We start from the raw sequence: 24,488 nt of genomic DNA, 5'->3' as shown, positions 1-24,488 counted from the left end.
TAGAATCGAGCCCCTCGCAATTCCTTTCCGTGCCCCGCCATGAGCCATACCGCCACCGCGCCCGCCAATGCCGAAAAGCGTTACACCGTGCACCGCAGCGACCTGCCGCTGAGCTGCCCGACGCCGGAGATGGCGCTGTGGAACTCGCACCCGCGCGTGTACCTGCCGATCGAAGACGAGCCGAACTGCGAAGCCGCGTGCCCGTACTGCGGTTCGGTCTTCGTGCTGGCCGACTGAGCAGGCGGAACCGAACGTGCGCCGACTGACCGTGGTGCAGCTGCTGCCGGCGCTGCACTCCGGCGGGGTTGAGCGCTCGACGCTGGAAATTGCCGCCGCGCTGGTCGCGGCCGGGCACCGCGCCATCGTGGTCTCCGCCGGTGGCCGGCTGGTCGAGCCGCTGCTGGCCAGCGGCGCCGAACACCTCACCCTGGATATCGGCCGCAAATCGCTGTGGACGCTGCGCCACGTGCGCACGCTGCGCAACCTGCTGGCCGAAACCGGCGCGGACATCGTGCACGCGCGCTCGCGGCTGCCGGCCTGGCTGGGCTACTACGCCGTGCGCAACCTGCCGGCGGCCACCCGCCCGCACTGGGTGACCACCGTGCATGGCTTGAATTCGCCCAGCCGCTACAGCGCGGTGATGACCAGCGGCGAACGGGTCATCTGCGTGTCCAACTGCGTGCGCGAATTCGTGCTCCAGCATTACCCGAGCGTACCCCCGGAGCGGCTGCAGGTGATTCCGCGTGGCGTGGATACCGCGCAATTCCCGCGCGTGGGCCGCCAGGACCGGCGCCCGCGCCTGGCGGTGGCCGCGCAGCATCCAACGCTGGCTGGCGATGCGCCGCTGCTGTTGTTGCCGGGCCGTGGCACCCGCCTCAAGGGGCATCACCATGCGCTGGGGCTGCTGGCCGGGCTGCATGCGGCCGGGGTGCGGGCGCTGCTGTGGATGCCGGGCACCCGCGAGCCGGGGCGTGAGCGTTACGTGGCCGAGCTGGAGGCGCAGGCGCGCAGCCTGGGCATCGCCGATGCGGTGCTGATGACCGCGCCGACCTCGCGCATCGCCGAGGCCTACGCCGCCAGCGATCTGGTGCTGCAGCTGTCCGACAAGCCCGAGGCCTTTGGCCGCACCGTGGCCGAAGCGTTGTCGGTGGGCCGACCTGTACTGGGCTGGAACCAGGGCGGGGTGGGCGAGCTGCTGCAACACCTGCAGCCATCCGGCGCGGTACCCTTGGGCGACGCCGGGGCATTGCAGGCGCGCGCGCTGCAGTTGCTGGCGCAGCCGCCGTCGCTGCCCTCGCGTATTCCGTTCACCCTGCAGGCGATGCAACGTGACACGCTCCAGCTCTATACCTCCCTCGCTGGCTGAGCCGGTCAAGGCGCCCGGTTCGCCGGGCTTCCGCGCGGGCCGCTGGGCGCCGTGGTGGGTCATTGCATTCGTGGCACTGCTGCCGCTGCCCGGGGTTGCCGAAACCGTACTGGGCCTCGGCGCGATCTATGCCGCCGCGCGCATGGTCCAGCTGCGTCTGCAGGGCAAGCAACGCATGCTCAGCAGCCCGGCCTGGGCGCTGACCAGCATCCTGTTCCTGGGCTACTGGCTGCCGCAGGCGTTCTCCGCCTTCGATGCGATCGATCCGGGCGCGGCGTGGCGCAAGACCGCTGCCGGCCTGCGCTATCTGCCCTTCATGTGGCTGGTGGCGATCGCGGTGGCCACGCCGGAGCGACGCGCACTGACCCTCAAAGGCATTGCGCTGATTACCGGGGTCTGGACGCTGGACGGACTGGCGCAGGCCGTACTCGGGACCAGCCCGCTGTTCTGGTCGATGGACCAGTTGAAGTGGGCGATCAGTGGGCATGGCTTGTGTCCACCGGCGGAGATGGCTGCAGCCGATCGCCTGAGCGGCGTGCTGGGGCCGTGCAATCTCAAATTCGGCCAGGTGCTGGCGAGCCTGTCACCGTTCCTGCTGTTTGCTGCCGCCGCGCGCTTCGGCCGTTGGGGCTGGATGCTGGTGGCGGCTGCCGTGGGCGTGGTGCTGGTGCTGGCCGGTTCGCGCGCGGCGTGGCTGACCTATGCGCTGGTGCTGGTGTTTTCCGGCTGGCGCCTGCTCGGCGCGCGCGGCCTGCTCGCGTGCCTGGCGGTGGGGCTGGTGGCGGCGGTGGCACTGGCCGCCGGCTCGCACCAGGTGCGCGATCGGTTGGAGCGTACCGCGATGGCGTGGGAAGGCGAGAGCGATGGCGTGAACCAGGCGTTGTCCGGGCGCGCGCAGATCTGGGCCGCGGCGGGCTGCATGATCGAGCAGCATCCGATCAACGGCGTAGGCGCACGGGGTTTCCGCGATGCCTACCCCGACTGCAATCCGCGCCCTGAAGAACAGGAAGTGTGGGGCGCCGGCCCGGCGTTGCATGCGCACCAGATCCTGCTGGAGATCCTGGCCGAAACCGGAGTGCTCGGGTTGCTGCTGTGGTTGGCGGCTGCGGCGCAGGCGTGGCGCGCGTGGCGCTTCGCACCGCTGCCGGCACGCGAGCGCGCCCGCCCGGCGATGCTCGCCCTGGCCGTCACCGTGTTCCCGTTCAACACCCACCTGGCGTTCTATTCCACCTTCTGGGGCGGCCTCACGCTACTGCTCGCCGCCCTCTACGCAGGCAGCCTGCTGGCCAGCGACGACCCGTGATCCGTACGCGTTATTTGTAGAAATCGCTGCGGCCGCCCGGCTGGCGCTTGAAGCGGCGGTGGATCCACAGGTACTGGTCAGGGGCCTCGCGCACCATCGCTTCGATGGCCTGGTTGACCCGTGCGGTATCGGCTTCCACATCTTCGCTGGGGAAGTTCTCCAGCGGCGCGCCGATCTTCAGGAAGTATTTCCCGCCTTCGCGGCGGTGGAAGTACGGAATCACCGCGCAACCGGTCATCCGCGCCAGCTGGTGGGTGGCGGTGATGGTCGAGGCGGTGTGCCCGAAGAACGGCACGAACACGGTGTCCTTGCCGCGCATGTCCTGGTCCGGCGCGTACCAGAGGAAGCCGCCCTTCTTCAGGTGACGCACGGTGGCGCGGATGTCCTCGTTGGCATACATCGCCTTGGCATAGCGCAGCCGGCCGAACTTCACCGCCCACTCGTACACCGGGTTGCGGTGCTTACGGTACATGCCCGACAGGTCGACGTGGTCGCACAGCAACCGCCCGCACATCTCCAGGGTCATGAAATGGCCCGATACCAGCAGCACGCCACGGCCTTCGGCCTGCATGCGGTGCAGGTGCTCCAGGCCTTCCACCTGCACCTTCGGGCGGATGCTGTCGATGCTGCCCCACCAGGCCCGGGCGAATTCGAAAATGCCCACGCCCAACGCGTCGAAGCTGTCACGCAGCAGGCGCTGGCGCCAGGCGTCGTCCTTTTCGGGGAAGCACAGCTTGAGATTCACCTCGGCCGCGCGCCGGCGGCTGCTGGCCACATGGTAGGCCACCGTGCCCACGCCCCGGCCGAGTGCGCGCTGCAGGCCCCAAGGCAGCCGGGCGACCACGAAGGCAGCCAGGATGAAGGCGAAGGTCGGCCAGTGGCGGGGATTGCGCAGGGACGGCCGGGTAGCGGTGGAAGCGTTATCTGACATGCCCCGATTCTAAGTCATGCGTCCCCGCAGGTGCGTCAGCGGGGGATCGGCCCGCTCCCGCATGTTTTTCCCGGTGCCGCTCCCGTATCCTCTGCGCATGCGTAAAAGTCCCGTCGAATGGATCCTGCGCGGCCTGTATTCGGTCGTGCTGTACCTGTTGCTGCCCATCACCGTGTACCACCTGGTCTGGCGCGGATTCCGGGTGCGCGAGTACTTCCAGCGCTGGGACGAGCGCTACGCTTCCTATCCCGATTCCACCGCGCAGCCGCGGGTCTGGCTGCATGCGGTCTCGGTGGGCGAGGTGAACGCGGCGGCGCCGCTGGTCAATGCGCTGCGCCAGCTGCGCCCGGACATCCGCTGGGTGATCACCACCATCACCCCGACCGGGTCGGAACGGGTGCGCTCGCTGTGGGGCGACGCGGTGGACCACGTGTACCTGCCCTACGACGTGCCGGGCAGCGTGGGCCGTTTCCTGGGCCACTTCAAACCCAGCCTGGCGCTGATCCTGGAAACCGAGCTGTGGCCGAACCTGCTGTTCGGCTGCCGCGACCGGGGCATTCCGGTGTACATCCTCAATGCCCGGCTGTCGGCGCGCTCGCTGCGCGGTTACCGCCTGCTGCGCCCGCTGATCGGGCGCACGCTGCGCACTGTCACCTGCGTGGCCGCGCAGTCGGCCGACGACGCCGAGCGCTTCATCGAACTGGGCGCGCTGCCAGAACAGGTCAAGCCGCTGGGCAACCTGAAGTTCGACATCGCCACGCCGAACGTGCGCGAGTTCAGCGCCGACTTCCATGCCGCCGTGCCCGGCACGCGCCCGGTATGGATCGCGGCCAGCACGCACGAAGGCGAGGAGCAGGCCACCATCGACCTGCACCGCCGCCTGCGCAGGGAAATCCCGAACCTGCTGCTGTTGTGGGCACCGCGCCATCCCGAGCGTTTTCCCCGCGTGGAAGCGCTGGCGCGCGAGCAGGGCTGGAAAGTCAGCACGCGCCGCCAGCAGCACTGGCCACAGGCCGACAGCGACGTGTTCGTGATCGATACGCTGGGCGAACTGATGGCGTTCTATGGCTGCGCGCAGGTGGCGTTCGTCGGTGGCAGCCTGCAGCCGATCGGCGGGCACAACCTGCTGGAGCCGGCGGCCATGGGCACCGCCACGGTGACCGGCCCGCACCTGCACAACTTCGCCGAGATCTCCCGGCGCATGCGCGAAGCGGGCGCAGTGTTGATTGCCGACGACGTGGCCGGCGTGGGCGATGCACTGCTGACGCTGCTGCGCGATCCCGAGGCGCGCGAGGACATGGCCAGCGCTGGCTGTGCGCTGGTCAGCAACGGACGTGGGGCGCTCAAGCGCACGGTGGAGCTGATTGCTCCGCAGCTTCCGCCGCCGGTGGACCCATGAAAAAAAGCCACCCTTGCAGGTGGCTTTTTCGTTTCCGGTTACGCCTGGGTTACTGGCCGTTGACCGTGGTGCTGGGGGTCGCGGCCTGCTGGGTCAGCAGACGGTTGATGTCCTGCAGGTCGGCGATGTCCAGCGTGCCGACGGCCTGGCCCAGCTGCAGGCGGTTCTGCAGGAAGGTGTAGCGGGCATTGGCGTACTCGAGCTGGGCCGAGAACAGGATGCGCTGGTTCTGGATCACGTCCAGCACGGTGCGGGTACCCACTTCCAGGCCGACCTGCGACGCGTCGTAGGCGCTCTGTGCCGAGACCACCGCCAGGCGGCGCGCTTCCACTTCGCTGATGCCGGCCACCAGGGTCTGGTAGGCGTTGCGGGTGTTGCGGTCCAGGGCGCGCTTCTGCTGCTCGTAGCCATCCTGGGCAATGTCACGCTGGGCCAGCGCCTGGCGCACGCCGGACTGGGTGGCGCCGCCGGAGAAGATCGGCACGCTCAGGGTCAGGCCGACGCTGTTGCTGCGCGCATCCGGGCTGAAGTTCGACCCGCTGCCGACCACGTCGCCCCAGCTGGCCTGGCGACCGACGCTGGCGCCGAGCGAGAGGGTGGGGAGGTGGCCCGCACGCGCCGCCGACACGCTGGCTTCCGCCGCGCTCACCTGCAGTTCCTGCGCCTTCAGCGCCGGGTTCTGGGCGACGGCCTCGTTGACCAGCTGGTCAACGGTGGCGTACTTGGCCGGCAGTTCCGGGCGGAAGTCGGCCGGCAGTGCACGCAGGTCGGTAACCGGCTGGCCGGTCAGTTCGGTCAGCGCCTGGTAGGCGTCGGCCAGGGTGTTCTGCGCGATGATCGTGTTGGCACGGGCCTGGTCGTACTGGGCGCGGGCTTCATGCACGTCGGTGATCGGGGCCAGGCCCACTTCCAGCCGCTTGTCGGCGAAGTCGAACTGCTTCTTGGCGGCCGCTTCGTTGGTCTGCGCCGCCGACAGCGATTCAATGCCCACCAGCACGTTGAAGTACGCCGCCGAGGTGCGCACGATCAGGTCGTCGTTGGCCGAATCCAGGTTGAAGTCGGCTGCCTTGCTGAGCTCGCGCTGCGCACGCAGGTTGGCGAACTGGCTGAAGTTGACCAGCGTCTGCGAACCACTGATACCGTAATTGCGGTTCTTGGTGGTGTACGAGGTCGAACTTACATCGTGGTTCGGGTTGGTGCGGTTGCGGGTGAGCGAGGCTTCGCCATTGATCTGCGGCAGCAGCGCGGCACGGGCCTGCACGGCGCCTTCCTTGTCGAACAGACGGGTCGATTCAGCCGCAGACAGCTGCGGATCGCCGTTGCGCGCCATTTCGTAGACCTGCAGCAGGTCGGCGGCAGAGGCGGTCATGGGCAGCAGGGCGGCGGCCAGCGCAATAGCGAGGGATCGGCGGATCATTGCGGCTTCCTTGGACTCAGAGGTGGAACTGGGGTGCCGGCGCGGCACCGCGCAGGTAATCGATATCGGTTTCAAACAGCGAATCGCTGATGCTGCCATCGGTCTTGACCAGCACCGCTTCCATTGCCGGCGAATGGCCACGGATCACGAACAGGCGGCCACCGGTACGCAGCCACTGGGTGAAGCGGGCGGGGATGGTCTCCACCGCGCCGGTGACGCAGATGGCATCGAAGCGGCGCTCGGTATCCCAGGTCAACGCGTCGGCGGTTTCAATGCGGACATTGGTGCCCAGGCCGGTTGCATCCAGGCGCGCACGCGCGGCCACGGCCAGTTCCGGGTCGATTTCCAGGCTCAGCACTTCGCGCGCCAAGGCGCCCATGCAGGCGCTGAGGTAGCCGCTGCCGGTGCCGATTTCCAGCACTTCGTCGCCCGGCTGCAGGTTCAGCGCCTGCAGGGTGCGGCCTTCGATGACCGGCTTCATCATCTTCTGGCCGTTACCAAGCGGCAGCTCGACATCGGTATAGGCGAGGGTACGGTTCGCATCGGCGACGAACGCCTCGCGCGGCAAACGTGCCAGTACGTCGAGCACACGGATGTCCAGCACGTCCCAGGGACGGATCTGCTGTTCAACCATCAGTTCGCGGGCGTGGGCGTAATCGATCGTCATGAGGTTCTTAATCCAGCGCAGTGGGCCGGCCATTTTACCGGTGCCGGGAGCCGGCGGCGCGCTGAGAGCATCGCTGCCGTCGCGCCGGGGTCGCAGTGCCGGAAGTCACCGCGACCTCCGGTCCATTCATGTTGTCATCACCGCCCGGGGCGGGTGGCGTAAGCCCTCAGGAAGAAGGTCACGCTGGCCTCGACATGGGCGTCGGCGTCGCACTCGGCCGGGGCCGTTCGCAGCCCGCACATCATATGCGTATGCAGCTCACCTTTGATGAGGGTGAAGAACTGCAGGGCGGCGGTCTGGAAGTCGGTGATCTCCAGTTCGCCACGCTCGGTGCGGGCCCGCAGGAATTCGGCCAGGGCATCGCTGGTGCGCTGCGGGCCGGCCACCCAGAACATCTCGCGGATACGGTCGTCGGTATCGGGGGCCATCATCACCCGCTGCACGGCCACGGCCGCCGGCGAGGTGATCATGGTGAAGAAGGCCCGGCCGATGCCCAGCAGCTGCTCGCGCAGCGCGCCATCGGCGTCGGTGACGAACAGCGCGTCCGGCAGCATCTCGACGCAGGTTGACTTCACAGCTTCGGTGAAAAGCGTCTCTTTGTCGCCGAAATGGCTGTAAACGGTCAGCTTGGACACGCCGGCCTGGGCCGCGATGCTGTCCATGCTGACGCCGCCATACCCTTGGTCCACGAACAATGCCTTGGCCGCATCAAGGATGGCCGCGCGCTTGCCCAGATCCTTGGGGCGGCCGGGCCCGGCTGCCTTGGCGGCAGGCTTGGACGGCACGGCGGAAGTGGTCGGATCGGTCATGCAAACAATACTAGACCAATCGGTTCGATATTTATACTATACCGACTGGTTCACTATTAGCCGTCATGGAATAGAGTGTCGCTTCCAGACGGTTTCCCCCGGTAATTCAAGGTCCAGGACCTCATGAACAACTTGCGATGGATGGGCGGTAGCCTGCTGGCGTTGATGCTGGCGGCGTGTGGCAAACAGGATGCCGAGCCGGCCGCACCGATCCCGGTGCTGGTGGTGCAGCCGGGCACGGTGAGCGGCCAGGAAGTGGCGGCCTACCCGGGCGAGGTGCATGCGCTGCAGGAAAGCCCGCTGTCGTTCCGGGTTGGGGGCAACCTGGTCAAGCGGCACGTCGATGCCGGCCAGCGCGTGCGCAAGGGCGACCTGCTGGCCGAACTGGATGCCGCCGATTTCGCCTCGCAGGCAAGCGCCTCGCAGGCGCAGCTGGCCGCGGCCGAAGCCGACCTGGTGCGCGCCCGCGATGACCAGAAGCGCTACGCCACGCTGGCCGAGCAGCAGCTGGTCAGCCAGTCCACCCTGGATGCACAGACCGCCGCGTTCAAGGCCGCGCAGGGGCAGGCCAATGCCGCCCGCGCCAACCTGGCGGTGGCACGCAACCAGACCGGCTACGCGCAGCTGCGTGCGCCGGCCGATGGCGTGATCGCCAGCCGCCAGGCCGAAGCCGGGCAGGTGGTCGGCGCCGGGCAGACGGTGTTCACCCTGGCCGCGGATGGCGGCCGCGAGGTACTGATCGCCCTGCCGGAAAGCAACATCCGCGATTACCAGGTTGGCCAGGACGTGCAGGTGGAACTGTGGAACAAGCCGGGCCAGATGCTGCCGGGCACGATCCGCGAGATCGCCCCGGCTGCCGATGCACAGGCGCGTACCTACGCCACCCGGGTCAGCCTGGCGCCGGAGGCGGCCGCAGAAGTGGAACTGGGCCAGAGCGCGCGCGTGTTCGCCGCCGCCGGCCGCACCGGCACATTGCAGCTGCCGCTGGGCGCGGTGCTGCGCGGCGCCGATGGCAAGGCCAGCGTGTGGGTGGTGAACCCGTCCAATGGCGCGATCAAGGCCACGCCGGTGACCGTGGGTGCCTATGGGCCCGACGCGGTGCCGGTGCTGTCCGGCGTTGCCGCGCAGGATTGGGTGGTGGCCGCCGGCGGGCACCTGCTGCGCGAAGGCCAGGCGGTCACCCCGGTGGACCGGCAGAACCGCCCGGTGCTGAAGCCGGCCGCCGTGCCCGCTGCCACGGCCAAGGGGCACTGAGCCCGTGCGCCGGTTCAATCTTTCCGAATGGGCGCTGGGCAACCGCGCGCTGGTGCTGTTTGCCATGCTCGCCTTCGCCATCATCGGCGCCTGGTCGTACAAACACCTGGGCCAGTCCGAGGATCCGCCGTTCACCTTCAAGGTGATGGTGGTGCGCACGATGTGGCCGGGCGCCACCGCCGAGCAGGTCTCGCGGCAGGTGACCGAGCCGATCGAAAAGGCGCTGCTCAATACCGGGCAGTACGAATTCATCCGCTCGTACTCGCGACCGGGCGAATCGCAGGTGATCTTCGCGGCCAAGGACAGCCTGCGTTCCAAGGCGATCCCGGAACTGTGGTACCAGGTGCGCAAGCGCGTGGGCGACATCAAGCCGACCCTGCCGCGCGAAATCGTCGGCCCGTTCTTCAACGATGAGTTCGGCGATACCTTCGGCAACATCTACGCACTGACCGGGCAGGGCTTCGACTACGCGGTGATGCGCGACTATGCCGACCGCATCCAGCTGGAACTGCAGCGGGTGCCGGACGTGGGCAAGATCGAGCTGGAGGGCCTGCAGGACGAGAAGGTCTGGATCGAACTGTCCAATACCAAGCTGGCCACGCTGGGCGTGTCGCTGCAGCAGGTGCAGCAGGCGCTGGCCGACCAGAATGCGATTGCCGCCACCAGCTTCTTTGAAACCCCTACCGACCGCGTGCAGCTGCGCGTCACCGGGCAGTTCCAGAGCGTGGACGACATCCGCCGCTTCCCGATCCAGGCAGGCGACCGCACCGTGCACCTGGGCGACATCGCCGAGGTCAAGCGCGGCTTTGCCGACCCGGCCTCGCCGAAGATGCGCTTCATGGGCGAAGACGCCATCGGCATCGCGGTGGCGATGAAGGATGGCGGCGACATCCTCAAGCTGGGCACCACCCTGGATGCCGAGTTCGAGCGCCTGCAGAAGACGCTGCCCGCCGGCATGCAGCTGCGCAAGGTCTCCGACCAGCCGCATGCAGTGGAAGAATCGGTGGGCGAGTTCGTGCAGGTGCTCACTGAAGCGGTGGTGATCGTGCTGCTGGTGAGCTTCTTCTCGCTGGGCCTGCGCACCGGCCTGGTGGTGGGCGTGACCATTCCGCTGGTGCTGGCGATGACGTTCTTCGTCATGCACTACTTCGACATCGGCCTGCACAAAATCTCGCTGGGCGCGCTGGTGCTGGCGCTGGGCCTGCTGGTGGACGATGCGATCATCGCGGTGGAGATGATGGCCACCAAGATGGAGCAGGGCTACGACCGCCTGCGCGCGGCCAGCTTCGCGTGGGAGAGCACCGCGTTCCCGATGCTGACCGGTACGCTGATCACCGCCGCCGGCTTCCTGCCGATTGCGACCGCTGCCTCCAGCACCGGTGAATACACCCGTTCGCTGTTCCAGGTGGTGACCATCGCACTGGTGGTGTCGTGGATCGCGGCGGTGCTGTTCATTCCGTACCTGGGCGACAAGATGCTGCCGGACCTGTTCAATCCGCAGCCGCCCAAGCCGGGCAGCGTCGCCGCGCGCTGGCAGGCCCGCCGCACGGCATGGGGCGACCGCTACCCCGCGTTGGCACGCTGGATCGTGCCCAAGCAGCACGCACACGACCATGACCCGTACCAGCGTCCGTTCTACACGCGCTTCCGGCGCTTCCTGGATACCTGCCTGCGCCATCGCTGGTGGGTGATCGGGGCCACTGCGGCGCTGTTCGTGTTCTCGCTGCTGATCTTCCGCTTCGTGCCGCAGCAGTTCTTCCCGGACTCGACCCGGCCGGAACTGATGGTGGACATCGAGCTGGCGGAAGGCGCCTCGCTGGAGGCGACCAAGGCGCAGGCGGCAAAGCTGGAAAAGCTGCTGCACGGCCGTGAAGGCATCAGCAACTACGTGGCCTATGTGGGGACCGGTTCGCCGCGTTTCTACCTGCCGCTGGACCAGCAGTTGCCCGCCACCAACTTCTCGCAGTTCGTGGTGCTGACCGAGAACGCCGACGCGCGCGAGGCCACCCGCGACTGGCTGATCAAGGAGGTCATCCCGCAGTTCACCGACGTGCAGATGCGCGTGACCCGCCTGGAGAACGGACCGCCGGTCGGCTACCCGGTGCAGATGCGCATCTCCGGCGAGCACATCGACCAGGTGCAGGCGATCGCGCGGCAGGTGCAGGCCAAGGTGCGCGAGAACCCGCACGTGATCAACGTCAACCTGGACTGGAGCGAGCCGAGCAAGGTGGTGCGGCTGGTGATCGACCAGGATCGTGCGCGCGCGCTGGGCGTGAGCAGCGCGCAGGTGAGCCAGTTGCTGGGCACCTCGCTGTCGGGCATGAGCGTGAGCACGTACCGCGAAGGCAACCGCCTGATCGAGATGCTGCTGCGCGGCCCGGAAAACGAGCGGGTTCGGCTGGACATGCTGGGCAGCCTGGCGATTCCGACCGCCAGTGGCACCTCGGTGACGCTGTCGCAGGTGGCGCGGCTGGAGTATGTGTTCGAAGACGGCATCATCTGGCACCGCAACCGGCTGCCGACGGTGACCGTGCGCGCCGACGTCGGCGACGCCACGCAGCCCCTGGACGTGGTGCAGCAGATCCTGCCGACGCTGGATGGCATCCGTGCCGAGCTGCCGTCCGGTTACCTGCTGGAAACCGGCGGCACGGTGGAAGATTCGGCGCGCGGACAGGATTCGATCAAGGCCGGCATGCCGCTGTTCCTGATCGTGGTGGCGACGTTGCTGATGCTGCAGCTGCGCAGTTTCTCGCGCGCCGCGATGGTGCTGGTGACCGCACCGCTGGGCATCATCGGGGCGACGTTGTTCCTGCTGCTGTTCCGCGCCCCGTTCGGCTTCGTGGCGTTGCTGGGCACGATTGCGCTGGCGGGCATGATCATGCGCAACTCGGTGATCCTGATCGACCAGATCCAGCAGGACATCGATGCCGGGCATGACCGCTGGCATGCGATCATCGACGCCACCGTGCGCCGCTTCCGCCCGATCGTGCTGACCGCGCTTGCCGCGGTGTTGGCGATGATCCCGCTGTCGCGCAGTGCGTTCTACGGCTCGATGGCGATCTCGATAATGGGCGGGTTGATTGTCGGCACCGTGCTGACGCTGGTGTTCCTGCCGGCGCTGTATGCGGCGTGGTTCCGGGTGAAGCCGGACGAGGCCCGGTAGGTCTCGACCACCCTTGTGTATCCCGAACGGGATGCACAAGGGGGGTAGAGCGGACTGTCAGTCCGCTGCCGTTCGCGCAGTGTGTGGGTCTGCGCCAAGAGCAGCGGACTGACAGTCCGCTCTACCAGTCCGCTCTGCCTCTGGGCCGCCGCTTATCCCAGACGCGCCAACACCGCGTCGGTGGCCTGCGTGGTGCTCACGGCCTGGCCCTTCGCGGCCAGGTCGGCGGTGAATACCCCATCGTCCAGCGCGGCATGTACGGCCGCTTCCACGGCGGCTGCTTCGGCTTCCAATCCCAGCGAATGGCGCAGCAGCATCGCGGCGCTGAAGATCGTGGCGTAGGGGTTGGCGATGCCCTTGCCAGCGATATCCGGCGCAGACCCGTGGATCGGCTCGTAGATGCCCACCGCCCCCGGCTCACCCAGCGACGCCGACGGCAGCAGGCCCAGCGAACCGGCCAGCATCGAAGCCTCATCGGTGAGGATGTCGCCGAACATGTTCTCGGTCACGATCACGTCGTACTCGCGCGGCTTGGCCAGCAGGTGCATGGCCATCGAATCCACCAGCTGGTGCTCCAGCGCGATCTCCGGGAATTCCTCGCGGCCGATCCGCGCCGCCACGTCACGCCACAGGCGCGAAGTTTCCAGCACGTTGGCCTTGTCCACCGAGGTGACCTTGCCACGGCGCTGCCGTGCCAACCGGAACGCACTGCGCATCACCCGCTCGATCTCGCCCACGCTGTAGCTGCACAGGTCGCTGGCGGTGTCGGCCGTGCGCGTCTTTTCACCGAAGTAGATGCCACCGGTAAGCTCGCGCACCACCACGAAGTCCACGCCCTCCAGCAGCTCCGCTTTGATCGGCGAGGCGCCCAGCGCCGCCGGGTGGGTGCGCACCGGGCGCAGGTTGGCATACAGCCCCAGCGCCTTGCGGATGGCCAGCAGGCCCTGTTCCGGGCGCACTTTCGCGTTCGGGTCGGACCACTTCGGGCCGCCCACCGCGCCCAGCAGGATCGCATCGGCCTGGCGGCAGGCCTCCAGCGTGGCCGCCGGCAGTGGCTCGCCGTGGCGGTCGATGGCGATGCCGCCGATATCGTGTTCGCTGAAATGGAAGGTGTGGGCAAAGCGTTCGGCCACCGCGCCCAGCACCGCAACCGCGGCTGCGGCGACTTCCGGACCGATGCCATCACCGGGCAATACGACAATCTCAGCGTGCATGTTCACTCTCGTAACGTTCAATGTCAGGGGTACGACCCAACAGATACCCCAGCTGGTCCACGCCTTCCAGCAGACAGGTCTGCGAGAAGCCGTCCAGCGGGAAGGAATACACCCGGCCATCGGGTGTGCGCAGCTCGCGCGCGGCGATGTCCACGGTCAACGCGTCGTCCGGGCGCTGCATCAGCGTCTGCACGTCGGCTTCGTCGAGCACGATCGGCAGCAGGCCGTTCTTCAGCGCATTGCCGCGGAAGATATCAGCGATTTCGCTGCTGACGATCGCGCGCAGGCCCAGGTCGGCCAATGCCCACGGCGCGTGCTCGCGCGAGGAGCCACAGCCGAAGTTGCGCCCGGCCAGCAGGATGCTGCGCCCGGCGTTGTGCGGCTGGTTGAAGGCGAAACCCGGGTTCGGGCTGCCATCGGCCTGCCAGCGCCAGTCGTTGAATGCGTGCTTGCCCAGCCCGGCGCGTTCGGTGGTGGACAGGAACCGCGCCGGAATGATCTGGTCGGTGTCGATGTTGGTCTCGCGCAGCACCACGCTGGTCGAGGTCAGGGTGCGGAAGCCGCTCATCAGGCCACCTCCTGGCTGGCGTACAGTTCACGCGGGTCGGCCACGTGGCCGTTCACCGCTGCCCAGGCGGCCGTCATCGGCGAGGCCAGCAGCGTGCGCGAGCCCGGGCCCTGGCGACCTTCGAAGTTGCGGTTGCTTGTGCTCACCGCCAGCTGCCCCGGAGCGACCAGGTCGCCGTTCATGGCAATACACATCGAACAGCCCGGCTCGCGCCATTCGGCACCGGCGGCGCGCACGATGGTATCGATGCCTTCGGCTTCGGCCTGGCGCTTGACGATCTCCGAACCCGGCACCACCAGCATGCGCACGCCATTGGCAACGCGCCGGCCCTGCAGCACCTGCGCCACTTCGCGCATGTCGCTCAGCCGGCCGTTGGTGCACGAGCCGACGAACACCACGTCCACCGGCGTACCGGCCAGGGTCTGCCCGGCGTGGAAGTGCATGTAATCCAGGCCCTTCTGGTCGGCCGCGTCGTTGGCGGCCGGGATCGGGGCGTCCACGGCGATCGCCGTGCCCGGATGCGTTCCCCAGGTCAGGGTCGGGCGGATGTCGGCCGCGTCGATGTGGACTTCCACGTCGAAGCGCGCGCCGGCATCGCTGCGCAGCTGCTTCCACTGCGCCACGGCGATGTCGAACTCCGCGCCCTTGGGGCCGCGCGGCGTATTGGCTACCCAGTCGAAGGTGACCTGGTCCGGCGCGACCATGCCGGCGCGCGCGCCGGCTTCAATGGACATGTTGCACAGGGTCATGCGCTGCTCCATGTCCATCGCGGTGATCGCGCTGCCCCGGAACTCCAGCACATGGCCGGTGCCGCCGTTGACCCCGATCACGCCAATGATGTGCAGCACCACGTCCTTGGCGCCCACACCCGGCGCCAGTGCGCCATCAACGGTGATCGCCATGGTCCTGGCCTTGCGCTGCAGCAGGCACTGGGTGGCCAGCACGTGGCCCACTTCGCTGGTGCCGATGCCGAACGCCAGCGCACCGAACGCACCGTGGGTGGAGGTATGGCTGTCACCGCACACGATGGTCATGCCCGGCTGGGTGAAACCCTGCTCGGGTGCGATCACGTGCACGATGCCGCGGTTGGCCGACTGCAGGTCGAACAGCTCGATGCCATGCTCGGCGCAGTTGCGCGCCAGCATCGCCACCTGGGCTTCCGAAGCGGCACTGGCGTACGGCAGCTTGCCGTCGGCACCGGCCGGCAGGGTCGGGGTGGAGTGATCCATGGTGGCCTTGGTCCGGTCCGGGCGGCGCGGCGACAGGCCGCGCTCGCGCAGTTCGGTGAAGGCCTGCGGCGAGGTCACTTCGTGGATCAGGTGCAGGTCGATGTACAGCACGGCGGGCGCGCTGTCCGATTCGGGCACGACCACGTGGGCGTCCCACAGTTTGTCGTACAGGGTGCGGGGAGCTGGGGTCATGGAATGGCCTTGCTGTGGTTCATGTGACGATAGGGCGGTTCGGGTCGGTCAGGAAGTGCGCAGCCGCGCCTCGAAGCGCAGCCGCACGTAATCGGCGGTCCATTGGCCGTGCGCGTTGCGCTGGGTCGGCGCCAACAGCGCCACGGTGTCATCCAGCACGCGCTGGCGCTGGGCGGCATCCAACCCCACCAGGAAGGGCGAGGCGAAGGTGCGCAGCCAGCCCTGCATGCCGGTGGGCAACACGGTCGGGCGTGCCAGGCATTCGATATGGCGCACCTGGAAGCCGTGCGCGCGCAGGCGGTCGGCGTACGCGTCCGCGCTGGGGAAGTACCACGGGAACGCCGGCACCGCATGGCCGTTGCTGCACAGGGCGGCCTGCAGTGCGCTGGTGATGGTGGCCACGTTGCCCTGGCCGCCCATCTCGGCGACGAAGCGGCCACCGGGGCGCAGCGCACGGCGGACGCCGTCGATCACCCTGTCCGGTTCCCGCATCCAGTGCAGCGCCGCGTTGCTGAACACCGCATCGAAGCAGCGCTCGAAGGTCATCGCATGCGCGTCCATCAGCCGTGCATCGATCCCACGCGCACGCGCGCCACCGATCAGCTCCGGCGAACTGTCCACGCCGGTCACGTGCGCGCCGCTCAGTGCCAGATCGAAGCTCAGCACGCCATCGCCGCAACCCAGGTCAAGGATCCGCTCGCCGCGCCTTGGGTCGAGCAGGCGCGCCACCGCACCGCCGAGCAGCGGCACGAAGCCGGCGTCGATGGCGTAGTCGTGCGCGTTCCAGTGCTGGGAAGCATCGGCGGTGTAGGGGCTGTCGAAGGCACTCATGCGTGGGTTCCTCAGGCGGCGGCAGTGGCCGCGGGGTGTTCGGCGCTGGCTTGGCGCTGGCGCAGCAGGCGGTTGGCCACGTCCAGCCAGGCCAGCGCCGAGGCTTCGATGATGTCGCGGCTGGTGCCGGTGCCTTCGTACTCCACGCCGTCGTGGCGCACGCTCAGGTTGGCTTCGCCGCGCGCGTCGGCGCCGATGCCCACGCTGTGCACGTGGTAACTGTCCAGCATCAACTGCACGCCGGTGGCGGCCGACAGGGCGCCGAACAGCGCGTCCACCGGGCCATCGCCCTGCGCGGTTTCGGCCACGCGGTTGCCGTCCGGGTCGGACAGTTCGACCAGCGCGTTGGCGCGGCTGCCCACGTCGCTGATCGTCATCGAGGCCAGCCGGTAGCCGTTCTGGGTGGAGCTGCCCTGCATGAGTACCTGCAGGTCGGCGTCGGTGACCACGCGCTGCTGCTCGCACAGGGTCTTGAACTGCTCGAACACCAGCTTCAGCTCTTCTTCCTCCAGCCAGAAGCCCAGTGCACGCAGGCGCGCTTCAACCGCCGCGCGGCCACTGTGGCGGCCCAGCACCATCTGCGAATTCTCCCAGCCCACGTCTTCCGGGCGCATGATTTCGTAGGTGCCGCGGTGGCGCAGCATGCCGTGCTGGTGGATGCCCGATTCGTGCGCGAAGGCATTGGCGCCCACGATCGCCTTGTTGCGCTGGACCGGCATGCCGACCAGGCGCTGCAGCAGCTGCGAGGTGGACACGATGCGCGGGGTGTTGATGCGGGTGTCTTCCTCGTAGAAGGCGTTGCGTACCTTCAGCACCATGGCCAGCTCTTCCAGCGAGCAGTTGCCGGCGCGCTCGCCGATGCCGTTGATGGTGCACTCCACCTGGCGGGCGCCGCCTTCGATGGCCGCCAGCGAATTGGCCACGGCCAGGCCCAGGTCGTTGTGGCAGTGCGTGCTGAAGATGATGCGGTCGCTGTCGGGCACCCCGGCGATGACCCGCTGGAACATGCCGCGGATCTCTTCCGGGGTGGTGAAGCCCACGGTGTCGGGCAGGTTGATGGTGGTGGCGCCGGCAGCGACGGCCACGCGGGCCACTTCGATCAGGAAGTCTTCTTCGGTTCGGGTGGCATCCTCGGCCGAGAATTCCACATCGTCGATGTAGCTGCGCGCCAGGCTCACGTGCTTGTGCACCGATTCCAGTACCTGCTCGCGGCTCATGCGCAGCTTGTGCTCGCGGTGCAGCGGGCTGGTGGACAGGAACACATGCAGGCGCGCATTGGCGGCTGCGTCCAGGGCCCTGGCCGAGGTTTCGATGTCGGCGGCCAGGCAGCGCGACAGCACCGCCAGGGTCGGCCGGCGCACTTCGCGGCCGATCATCGCCATCGCGTCGCGGTCGGACTGCGAGCTGGCCGGGAAGCCGGTTTCGATGACGTCCACACCCAGCTCGTCGAGCGCGCGTGCCATCACCAGCTTCTGCTGCGGGCTCATGCTGCAGCCGGGCGATTGCTCGCCGTCACGCAGGGTGGTGTCGAAAATTCGAATTCGGGGGGAGTTGGGCGTATTCACCAGGAGGTCTCCTCGACGGCAAGGTCGGATGGCAAGGTAGGGGAAGGAAGGACGATGGAATTCGGGGGTGGCGCGAGCACGGTCGGTAGCGGTGGCCGTGTCCGCTCGCTGGCGCGGCGCCGCGGTTTGCGCGGCGGGCGCGGGCGGATGTCGGACAGCAGCTGGGCCAGCACCATGGCGTCGATGTTGCCGCCGGAGACCACCGCGCACTTGCGCTTGCCGGCCACGCGGCGGCCGGCGGCCAGCGCCAGCGCGCCGGCGCCTTCGGCGATGATGTGTTCTTCCAGCGCCAGCCGGACCAGGGTTTCGCGCAGCTCGGCTTCGCGCACGATCACCACGTCGTCCAGCAGCGCACTGCACAGGCGGCGGGTCAGGGTGCCGGGGATCTTCACTTTCACGCCGTCGGCCAGGGTGGCTACCGGTGCGATCTCGCGCGTGTCGCCGCGGATTGCGCGGGCCATCGAATCCACGCCCTCGACCTGCGCGCCGACGATCCGCACGCCCTGCGATTTCAGCGCCAGCGCGACGCCGGAGGCCAGCCCGCCACCGCCGATCGGCACGATCACCACGTCCGGCGCATGCGCGGCCAGTTCGATGCCCAGCGTGCCCTGGCCGGCGATCACGTCCGGATCGTCGAAGGCGGACAGGAAGCGGTAGCCGTGCTGGTCGGCCAGGGCGCGCGCGAAGGCGTACGCCTCGTCGTAACTGCTGCCGTGCTGGCGCACGGTGGCGCCCCAGTGGGCAACGCCGGCGATCTTGGTCGCCGGGGCACCGTGCGGCATCACCGTGATGGCCGGGATATCCAGCCGGTAGGCCGCCCACGCCACGCCCTGGGCATGGTTGCCGGCCGAGGCGCAGATGACCGGGCGGTCATCACCGCGTTCGCGCCCGGCCAGCAGCGCGTTCAATGCGCCGCGCACCTTGTACGAGCCGGTGCGCTGCAGGTTTTCCAGTTTCAGCCAGGTGCCGAACCGCTCCGCATAATGCAGCGGCGTGGGCGGCAGGAACCGGCGCAGCCGCGCCTGCGCGGCCAGCACGTCGGCGACGCTTACGTCGCCTACCTCCGATTCCTGCGGGGCACGGCTAGGCGGCATGGCGGCTCCGCAGATCGCACGCGGGATGACGGACGCGGTCGTGCGTGGGCGACGGGCCTTGAAGAAGACCCCTCCGTACCGGCACCGGAACCACGGCGCGGGCGTTCATACGGTTACCCCAGTACCCGGCTCCAGCGCGCTGATCCGCACCGAAACACAGTCATAGATCTTTTCGATCTGGCGGCACAACGTCTCCGGCGGGCGGGTGCTGTCCACCACCAACTGCAGGTGCCAGCGACCATCGTCGGCCGCATTGGGCGCACCCACGATCGCGCGCGGCGCAAAGCCACGGCGTTCGGCCATGCCGATAACGCGCAGCAGCGCGCCTTCGGCGGGAACCAGCACCAGGTCAAGCCGGTATTGCATGGGGGAACTCCTGGGGCTGATGGGCGGGGTTGCTTTCCAGCATCGTGCTGTTGGCGTTGTTGGGCGGCACCAGCGGCCATACGTTGGCGCGCGCATCGATGGCCACATGCAGCAGCGCCGGGCCGGGTTCGGCCAGCAGCGCGGCCAGGCCGCCTTCGACGTCGTCGCGGTTCTCGATGCGGGTGGCCGGAATGCCGAACACCTTGGCCAGCGCGGCGAAGTCCGGGTTGTCGGACAGGTCGATCTCGCTGTAGCGCTCGGCGAAGAACAGCTCCTGCCACTGGCGGACCATGCCCAGCGAGCTGTTGTCCAGCAGCACGATCTTCACCGGCAGGCGGCAGCGGGCGATGGTCGCCAGCTCCTGCACGTTCATCATGAAGCTGCCGTCGCCGGAGACCAGCACCACGGTGCGGTCGGGGCAGGCGAACTGCGCGCCCATCGCCGCCGGCAGGCCGAAGCCCATGGTCCCCAGCGCACCGCTGGTCAGGTGGTTGCGCGGGTGGTTGAACCGACAATGCTGCGCCACCCACATCTGGTGCTGGCCGACATCGCAGGCAATGATCGCGTCGGCCGGCGCCACTTCGCTCAGGCGCTTCAGCAGCGCCGGTGCATAGATGTGCGCGCCCGGTGCGTCGTAGCGTGCGGCGAAGCGCTCGCGGTGCCCGGCGCAGCGCTTGCGCCACGACTCCTGCGATGCGGCGGCGCGCGGCAGGGCCGCAGTCAGTGCGCGCAGCGCGGTGCCGACGTTGCCCGGCACCGCCACATCGGCGGTACGCAGCTTGGAAATCTCATACGCGTCGGCATCGATATGGATGACGCGGGCGAACGGGGCGAACTCGTTCAACTTGCCGGTCGCGCGGTCGTCGAAGCGGGCGCCGACCACCACCAGCAGGTCGCTCTCCTGCACGGCCATGTTGGCCGCGCGGGTGCCGTGCATGCCCAGCATGCCCAGGTAATGCGGGTGCTGCGCCGGCAGCCCACCCAGACCGCGCAGGGTCAGCACGGTGGGAATGGCGGTGGCATCGACGAAGGCACGGAAGTCCTCCACCGCATCGCCCAGCGCGACACCGCCGCCGGCGTAGATCACCGGCTTTTCGGCGGCCTGGATCGCGGCGATGGCATCGGCCAGCGCGGCGTCGGCCGGGGCCACCGGCGGGTTGACCGTTTCCGGCACGTGCGCCGGCAGGTGGCTGGCGTCGGCGATCTGCACATCCTTGGGCAGGTCGATCAGCACCGGGCCGGGGCGGCCTTCGCGCGCAATGCGGAACGCCTCACGGACGATCCGCGGCAGGTCGTCGACCGAACGCACCAGCCAGCTGTGTTTGACGATCGGCAGGGTCAGCCCGAACACGTCCAGTTCCTGGAACGCGTCGGTACCCAGCAGCGGGGTGGCGACCTGGCCGGTGATGCAGACCATCGGCACCGAATCCAGCATCGCATCGGCGATGCCGGTGACCAGGTTGGAAGCGCCCGGACCGGAGGTGGCCACGCAGACGCCAACGCGGCCGCTGGCGCGGGCATAGCCGTTTGCCGCCAGCGCCGCGCCCTGTTCGTGGCGCACCAGGATGTGCTTCAGCCCTGAATCCACCAGGGCGTCGTAGAAGGGCATGATGGTGCCGCCCGGATAGCCGAACAGCGTATCGACGCCCTCGGCTTCCAGGGCCTGCGTCAACCAGCGTGCGCCGTTGCGGGGCGCGGTGCTGTGTGCGGAGGTGTTCATGCGGTGACCTTTGCGAAAGCGGTGGGGGAGCCGCGCGGTTACGCGGCTTGACTTTGCAACCAGACCATCTTGGCGCGCAGTTCCTTGCCTACCTTCTCGATCGGGTGTTCCAGGTCGGCCTGCTTGAACTTGTTGTAGTTCGGCAGGCCCGCTTCGTATTCGGCCACCCAGTTCTTGGTGAAGGTGCCGTCCTGGATGTCGGCCAGCACCGCCTTCATGCGCTCCTTGGTGCCGGCGTCGATCACCCGCGGGCCGCTCACGTAATCGCCGTACTGCGCGGTTTCGGAGATGAATTCCAGCATGCGGGTGATGCCGCCTTCGTAGAACAGGTCCACGATCAGCTTCAGTTCGTGCAGCACTTCGTAATAGGCGATTTCCGGCTGGTAGCCGGCTTCCACCAGCGTTTCGAACCCGGCCTGGACCAGTGCCGAGGCGCCGCCACACAACACGGCCTGTTCGCCGAACAGGTCGGTTTCGGTTTCTTCCTTGAAGGTGGTCTGGATCAGGTTGGCGCGTGCGCCGCCCAGGCCGGCGGCATAGGCCAGGGCGTACTCGGCGGCCTTGCCGCTGCGGTCCTGGTAGACCGCCCAGATGCACGGCACGCCGCGGCCGATTTCGTATTCGCGGCGGACCAGCGCGCCCGGGCCCTTGGGCGCAACCAGCACCACGTCCAGGTCTTCGCGCGGGGCGATCATGTTGAAGTGCACGTTCAGGCCGTGGGCGAACAGCAGCACCGCGCCCTGTTTCATGCTCGGGGCCAGCACGTCTTCGTAGAGTTTCTTCTGCACCATGTCCGGGGTCAGCACGGCGACCAGGTCCGCATCCTTGACCGCCTCGGCCGGTGCCTTGACGGTGAAACCGTCGGCCTGTGCCTTGACCTCGGTCGGGCCGCCCGGACGCAGGCCGATGACCACGTCGAAACCGGATTCACGCAGGTTCAATGCGTGGGCGCGGCCCTGGCTGCCGTAGCCGACAACAGCGATCTTGATCTGGGGCAGGTCGTTGGTGCTCATGGGGGAGGTCCTTTGGAGGAAGAAATCGGAGGGTTCTGAAACGAAAAAACCCGCACCAGGGTGGGTGCGGGTTTTGATGGATACCTGGCAGTTCTACTTACACGCCGGTCCGTCCCGCACCTGTTGGCTGGGTAATAAGTACGAGGACAAGAAGCGAACGGATGGAGGCCGCGCCGGGACCGGCGTGCTCGATGGATTCGCGAATGGGCGTGTGGCGCTGCAACATGTGATCGAGAAAACCACAGCGGTTTTGCCGCTGTCAACCGTGTTTGGACAATTTCCAACGGTTTCGGCTGTATCCAGCGCAAAGCCCCGCCGCATAAGGATGGTTGCGCGTGAAAGCGTTCCGGTGAACGTCAATTCAAGTTTTGAAGCCCGGTTTCTGCGCGGATCAGGCTGTCGTGGATGGCCCCGTGCATGACCATTGTCGGATGTGCGCAGCACGCCTCAACCGCCACCATCGAACGCTTTCCACCCCTCCAGGAAACTCCTCCGTGACCCGACCCCTTGTCCGTGCCGCCCTGGCTGCCGCGCTGCTGTGCGCCCTGCCGATGCTGTCTTCTGCCGCCGACCGGGTCACCGGGCACGGCTTTGCCACCCGCTCGGAAGTGATCGCCCCGCACGCGATGGCGGCCACCTCGCAGCCGCTGGCCACGCAGATCGCGCTGGATGTGATGAAGGGCGGTGGCTCGGCGGTGGATGCGGCGATCGCCGCCAATGCCGCGCTGGGGCTGATGGAGCCCACCGGAAACGGGGTGGGCGGGGACCTGTTCGCGATCGTGTGGGATCCGAAAACGCAGAAGCTGTACGGCTACAACGGCTCGGGCCGTTCGCCGAAGTCGCTGACCCTGGCCGAGTTCCAGCGCCAGGGGCTGAAGGACATCCCGGCCACGGGCCCACTGCCGGTGTCGGTGCCGGGCGCGGTGGATGGCTGGTTCGCGCTGCATGACCGCTTCGGCCGCAAGCCGATGGCCGACAACCTGGCGCCGGCGATCCGCTACGCACGCGAGGGCCACCCAGTGGCGGAGGTGATCGCCTACTACTGGGACCGGTCGGTGCCGAAGCTGTCGCAGTATCCGGGCTTCAAGGAGCAGTTCACGATCAATGGGCACGCGCCGCGCAAGGGTGAGGTGTGGAAGAACCCGAACTTGGCCAACACGCTGGAGCAGATCGCGCAGGGCGGCCGCGATGCGTTCTACAAGGGCGACATCGCGCGCACGATTGGCACCTACTTCAAGGCCAATGGCGGTTACCTGAGCTACGACGACATGGCCAGCCACCACGGCGAGTGGGTGGAGCCGGTGAGCAGCAACTACCGGGGGTATGACGTGTGGGAGCTGCCGCCGAACAGCCAGGGTATCGCGGCGCTGCAGATCCTGAACGTGCTGGAGGGGTACGACTTCTCGAAGATTCCGTTCGGCTCGCCGGAGCATGTGCACCTGTTCGTGGAAGCCAAAAAGCTGGCCTTCGCGGACCGTGCGCGCTTCTACACCGATCCGGCGTTCCAGCCGGCGCCGGTGGCCAAGCTGGTGTCGAAGGAATATGCGGCCGAGCGGCGCAAGCTGATTTCAATGGACAAGGCGCTTCGCGAGGTGCAGCCAGGCACGCCGAAGCAGCTGGAAGAGGGCGACACGATCTACATGACGGTGGCCGATGCGGACGGGATGATGGTGTCGCTGATCCAGTCCAACTACCGTGGGATGGGCAGCGGCATGGCGCCGCCGGGGCTGGGTTTCATCCTGCAGGATCGCGGCGAGATGTTCGTGCTGCGCAAGGACCACCCCAATGGCTATGCGCCGGGCAAGCGTCCGTTCCAGACCATCATTCCGGGCTTCGTGACCAAGGACGGCAAGCCGTGGATGAGTTTTGGCGTGATGGGCGGTGCGATGCAGCCGCAGGGGCACGCGCAGATCGTGATGAACCTGGTGGACTTCGGCATGAACCTGCAGGAAGCCGGTGATGCGCCGCGCATCCAGCATGAAGGCTCGACCGAACCGACCGGGCAGGCCACGGCGATGAGCGACGGTGGCGAGGTGAACCTGGAAACCGGCTATCCGTATGAAACGGTGCGCGCGTTGATGCGCAAGGGGCACCGCGTGACGTTCGCTGACGGTCCGTACGGTGGGTACCAGGCGATCATGCGCGACCCGGAAACCGGGGTGTATTACGGTGCTTCGGAAAGTCGCAAGGATGGGCAGGCAGCCGGATACTGAGCAGTCAGGTGGAGCCACGCGGTGCGTGGCTGCTTCATGCATCTTTGCGAACAGCCGGTGGCCATCGGTTGGTCTGAGCTGGGCCGGCGGGTGCGGGGGTACGGGGGGCGCCGTGAACCCATCCCTGGGGGCTCTTGCGAAACATCCATGTTTCGCAAAGCCCCCGTACCCCCG

At 67.9% G+C, this 24,488-nt stretch carries 20 protein-coding genes; 7 read left to right on the top strand and 13 right to left on the bottom strand.

The window, feature by feature from the left end:
- The first annotated feature begins 39 nt into the window (after nucleotides 1-39).
- Genes V9K91_RS01425 through V9K91_RS01415 form a run of 3 tightly spaced genes read left to right on the top strand, consistent with a single transcriptional unit; the run spans nucleotide 40 to nucleotide 2,669 of the window.
- The gene (locus V9K91_RS01425) at nucleotides 40-237 is read left to right on the top strand and encodes a zinc-finger domain-containing protein (RefSeq protein ID WP_068853951.1); all 198 of its coding nucleotides are present in this window, start codon (nucleotides 40-42) and stop codon (nucleotides 235-237) included.
- A 16-nt stretch (nucleotides 238-253) separates the two neighbouring features.
- Complete coding sequence (locus V9K91_RS01420) at nucleotides 254-1,366, top strand: glycosyltransferase (protein WP_095362897.1); 1,113 nt, start codon at nucleotides 254-256, stop codon at nucleotides 1,364-1,366.
- Nucleotides 1,359-2,669 (top strand): O-antigen ligase family protein, encoded by a 1,311-nt coding sequence (locus V9K91_RS01415; RefSeq protein WP_095363095.1) that lies wholly within the window; start codon nucleotides 1,359-1,361, stop codon nucleotides 2,667-2,669. The genes V9K91_RS01420 and V9K91_RS01415 overlap by 8 nt, the downstream gene beginning before the upstream one ends.
- A gap of 10 nt (nucleotides 2,670-2,679) precedes the next feature.
- Here V9K91_RS01415 and V9K91_RS01410 read toward each other — a convergent pair whose 3' ends face one another.
- Nucleotides 2,680-3,600: an LpxL/LpxP family Kdo(2)-lipid IV(A) lauroyl/palmitoleoyl acyltransferase gene (locus tag V9K91_RS01410; protein ID WP_306987580.1), complete on the bottom strand. Its 921-nt coding sequence runs from the start codon at nucleotides 3,598-3,600 to the stop codon at nucleotides 2,680-2,682.
- Nucleotides 3,601-3,697: 97 nt separating this feature from the next.
- Between V9K91_RS01410 and waaA the strand changes: the two genes are divergently transcribed.
- Nucleotides 3,698-4,999 (top strand): lipid IV(A) 3-deoxy-D-manno-octulosonic acid transferase, encoded by a 1,302-nt coding sequence (gene waaA / locus V9K91_RS01405; RefSeq protein WP_210131014.1) that lies wholly within the window; start codon nucleotides 3,698-3,700, stop codon nucleotides 4,997-4,999.
- A 49-nt stretch (nucleotides 5,000-5,048) separates the two neighbouring features.
- On the opposite strand, the gene V9K91_RS01400 is transcribed toward waaA, so the two are convergent.
- The 3 genes from V9K91_RS01400 to V9K91_RS01390 all read right to left on the bottom strand — a co-directional run bounded on the left by V9K91_RS01400 (nucleotide 5,049) and on the right by V9K91_RS01390 (nucleotide 7,892).
- The gene (locus tag V9K91_RS01400; RefSeq protein WP_068853947.1) at nucleotides 5,049-6,416 is read right to left on the bottom strand and encodes a TolC family outer membrane protein; all 1,368 of its coding nucleotides are present in this window, start codon (nucleotides 6,414-6,416) and stop codon (nucleotides 5,049-5,051) included.
- Between the two features lie 16 nt (nucleotides 6,417-6,432).
- Complete coding sequence (locus V9K91_RS01395) at nucleotides 6,433-7,083, bottom strand: protein-L-isoaspartate O-methyltransferase (RefSeq protein WP_093533828.1); 651 nt, start codon at nucleotides 7,081-7,083, stop codon at nucleotides 6,433-6,435.
- Between the two features lie 137 nt (nucleotides 7,084-7,220).
- A complete protein-coding gene (locus tag V9K91_RS01390; protein WP_068853945.1) occupies nucleotides 7,221-7,892 on the bottom strand; it encodes a TetR/AcrR family transcriptional regulator in 672 nt (223 codons plus the stop codon).
- 123 nt (nucleotides 7,893-8,015) lie between these two features.
- On the opposite strand from V9K91_RS01390, the gene V9K91_RS01385 reads away from it, so the two are divergent.
- Both V9K91_RS01385 and V9K91_RS01380 read left to right on the top strand, forming a co-directional pair.
- Nucleotides 8,016-9,146: an efflux RND transporter periplasmic adaptor subunit gene (locus V9K91_RS01385; RefSeq protein ID WP_095362895.1), complete on the top strand. Its 1,131-nt coding sequence runs from the start codon at nucleotides 8,016-8,018 to the stop codon at nucleotides 9,144-9,146.
- Nucleotides 9,147-9,150: 4 nt separating this feature from the next.
- Entirely contained in the window at nucleotides 9,151-12,309 is a 3,159-nt protein-coding gene (locus tag V9K91_RS01380) for an efflux RND transporter permease subunit (RefSeq protein WP_336442577.1), read from the top strand.
- Between the two features lie 152 nt (nucleotides 12,310-12,461).
- Here the strand turns inward: V9K91_RS01380 and leuB are convergent, their stop codons facing one another.
- The 9 genes from leuB to ilvC form a co-directional block, all read right to left on the bottom strand.
- The gene (leuB, locus tag V9K91_RS01375; RefSeq protein ID WP_095362893.1) at nucleotides 12,462-13,523 is read right to left on the bottom strand and encodes a 3-isopropylmalate dehydrogenase; all 1,062 of its coding nucleotides are present in this window, start codon (nucleotides 13,521-13,523) and stop codon (nucleotides 12,462-12,464) included.
- Entirely contained in the window at nucleotides 13,513-14,091 is a 579-nt protein-coding gene (gene leuD / locus V9K91_RS01370; protein WP_068853941.1) for a 3-isopropylmalate dehydratase small subunit, read from the bottom strand. The genes leuB and leuD overlap by 11 nt, the downstream gene beginning before the upstream one ends.
- Nucleotides 14,091-15,512 (bottom strand): 3-isopropylmalate dehydratase large subunit, encoded by a 1,422-nt coding sequence (gene leuC, locus V9K91_RS01365; protein ID WP_184125512.1) that lies wholly within the window; start codon nucleotides 15,510-15,512, stop codon nucleotides 14,091-14,093. The genes leuD and leuC overlap by 1 nt, the downstream gene beginning before the upstream one ends.
- A gap of 48 nt (nucleotides 15,513-15,560) precedes the next feature.
- Nucleotides 15,561-16,343: a methyltransferase domain-containing protein gene (locus V9K91_RS01360; protein WP_320458022.1), complete on the bottom strand. Its 783-nt coding sequence runs from the start codon at nucleotides 16,341-16,343 to the stop codon at nucleotides 15,561-15,563.
- 11 nt (nucleotides 16,344-16,354) lie between these two features.
- A complete protein-coding gene (locus V9K91_RS01355) occupies nucleotides 16,355-17,908 on the bottom strand; it encodes a 2-isopropylmalate synthase (RefSeq protein ID WP_184125508.1) in 1,554 nt (517 codons plus the stop codon).
- Complete coding sequence (locus V9K91_RS01350) at nucleotides 17,905-19,002, bottom strand: threonine dehydratase (protein ID WP_307107933.1); 1,098 nt, start codon at nucleotides 19,000-19,002, stop codon at nucleotides 17,905-17,907. The genes V9K91_RS01355 and V9K91_RS01350 overlap by 4 nt, the downstream gene beginning before the upstream one ends.
- A gap of 105 nt (nucleotides 19,003-19,107) precedes the next feature.
- Nucleotides 19,108-19,368, bottom strand: coding sequence for an ACT domain-containing protein (locus tag V9K91_RS01345; protein ID WP_068853936.1), 261 nt, complete (start codon nucleotides 19,366-19,368; stop codon nucleotides 19,108-19,110).
- Complete coding sequence (ilvG, locus tag V9K91_RS01340; protein WP_068853935.1) at nucleotides 19,352-21,088, bottom strand: acetolactate synthase 2 catalytic subunit; 1,737 nt, start codon at nucleotides 21,086-21,088, stop codon at nucleotides 19,352-19,354. The genes V9K91_RS01345 and ilvG overlap by 17 nt, the downstream gene beginning before the upstream one ends.
- A 38-nt stretch (nucleotides 21,089-21,126) precedes the next feature.
- A complete protein-coding gene (ilvC, locus tag V9K91_RS01335; protein ID WP_210131007.1) occupies nucleotides 21,127-22,101 on the bottom strand; it encodes a ketol-acid reductoisomerase in 975 nt (324 codons plus the stop codon).
- A 494-nt stretch (nucleotides 22,102-22,595) separates the two neighbouring features.
- Between ilvC and ggt the strand changes: the two genes are divergently transcribed.
- Nucleotides 22,596-24,314, top strand: a complete 1,719-nt coding sequence (gene ggt, locus V9K91_RS01330; protein ID WP_336442576.1) for a gamma-glutamyltransferase — start codon at nucleotides 22,596-22,598, stop codon at nucleotides 24,312-24,314.
- The last annotated feature ends 174 nt before the right edge of the window (nucleotides 24,315-24,488 follow it).

It is taken from the genome of Stenotrophomonas sp. CCNWLW57, assembly GCF_037203925.1.
Taxonomy (GTDB): domain Bacteria; phylum Pseudomonadota; class Gammaproteobacteria; order Xanthomonadales; family Xanthomonadaceae; genus Stenotrophomonas; species Stenotrophomonas rhizophila_A.
Note: the sequence above shows the minus strand (reverse complement) of the source record. Positions and strands in the feature narration are given on the sequence as shown.

Coding starts and splice junctions, on each gene's coding strand:
- V9K91_RS01390 (WP_068853945.1), bottom strand. CDS start 7,892: ATGACCGATCCGACCACTTCCGCCGTGCCGTCCAAGCCTGCCGCCAAG.
- ilvG (WP_068853935.1), bottom strand. CDS start 21,088: ATGAACACCTCCGCACACAGCACCGCGCCCCGCAACGGCGCACGCTGG.
- leuB (WP_095362893.1), bottom strand. CDS start 13,523: ATGCACGCTGAGATTGTCGTATTGCCCGGTGATGGCATCGGTCCGGAA.
- V9K91_RS01350 (WP_307107933.1), bottom strand. CDS start 19,002: ATGCCGCCTAGCCGTGCCCCGCAGGAATCGGAGGTAGGCGACGTAAGC.
- ilvC (WP_210131007.1), bottom strand. CDS start 22,101: ATGAGCACCAACGACCTGCCCCAGATCAAGATCGCTGTTGTCGGCTAC.
- waaA (WP_210131014.1), top strand. CDS start 3,698: ATGCGTAAAAGTCCCGTCGAATGGATCCTGCGCGGCCTGTATTCGGTC.
- V9K91_RS01395 (WP_093533828.1), bottom strand. CDS start 7,083: ATGACGATCGATTACGCCCACGCCCGCGAACTGATGGTTGAACAGCAG.
- leuC (WP_184125512.1), bottom strand. CDS start 15,512: ATGACCCCAGCTCCCCGCACCCTGTACGACAAACTGTGGGACGCCCAC.
- V9K91_RS01385 (WP_095362895.1), top strand. CDS start 8,016: ATGAACAACTTGCGATGGATGGGCGGTAGCCTGCTGGCGTTGATGCTG.
- leuD (WP_068853941.1), bottom strand. CDS start 14,091: ATGAGCGGCTTCCGCACCCTGACCTCGACCAGCGTGGTGCTGCGCGAG.
- V9K91_RS01410 (WP_306987580.1), bottom strand. CDS start 3,600: ATGTCAGATAACGCTTCCACCGCTACCCGGCCGTCCCTGCGCAATCCC.
- V9K91_RS01345 (WP_068853936.1), bottom strand. CDS start 19,368: ATGCAATACCGGCTTGACCTGGTGCTGGTTCCCGCCGAAGGCGCGCTG.
- V9K91_RS01400 (WP_068853947.1), bottom strand. CDS start 6,416: ATGATCCGCCGATCCCTCGCTATTGCGCTGGCCGCCGCCCTGCTGCCC.
- V9K91_RS01425 (WP_068853951.1), top strand. CDS start 40: ATGAGCCATACCGCCACCGCGCCCGCCAATGCCGAAAAGCGTTACACC.
- V9K91_RS01360 (WP_320458022.1), bottom strand. CDS start 16,343: ATGAGTGCCTTCGACAGCCCCTACACCGCCGATGCTTCCCAGCACTGG.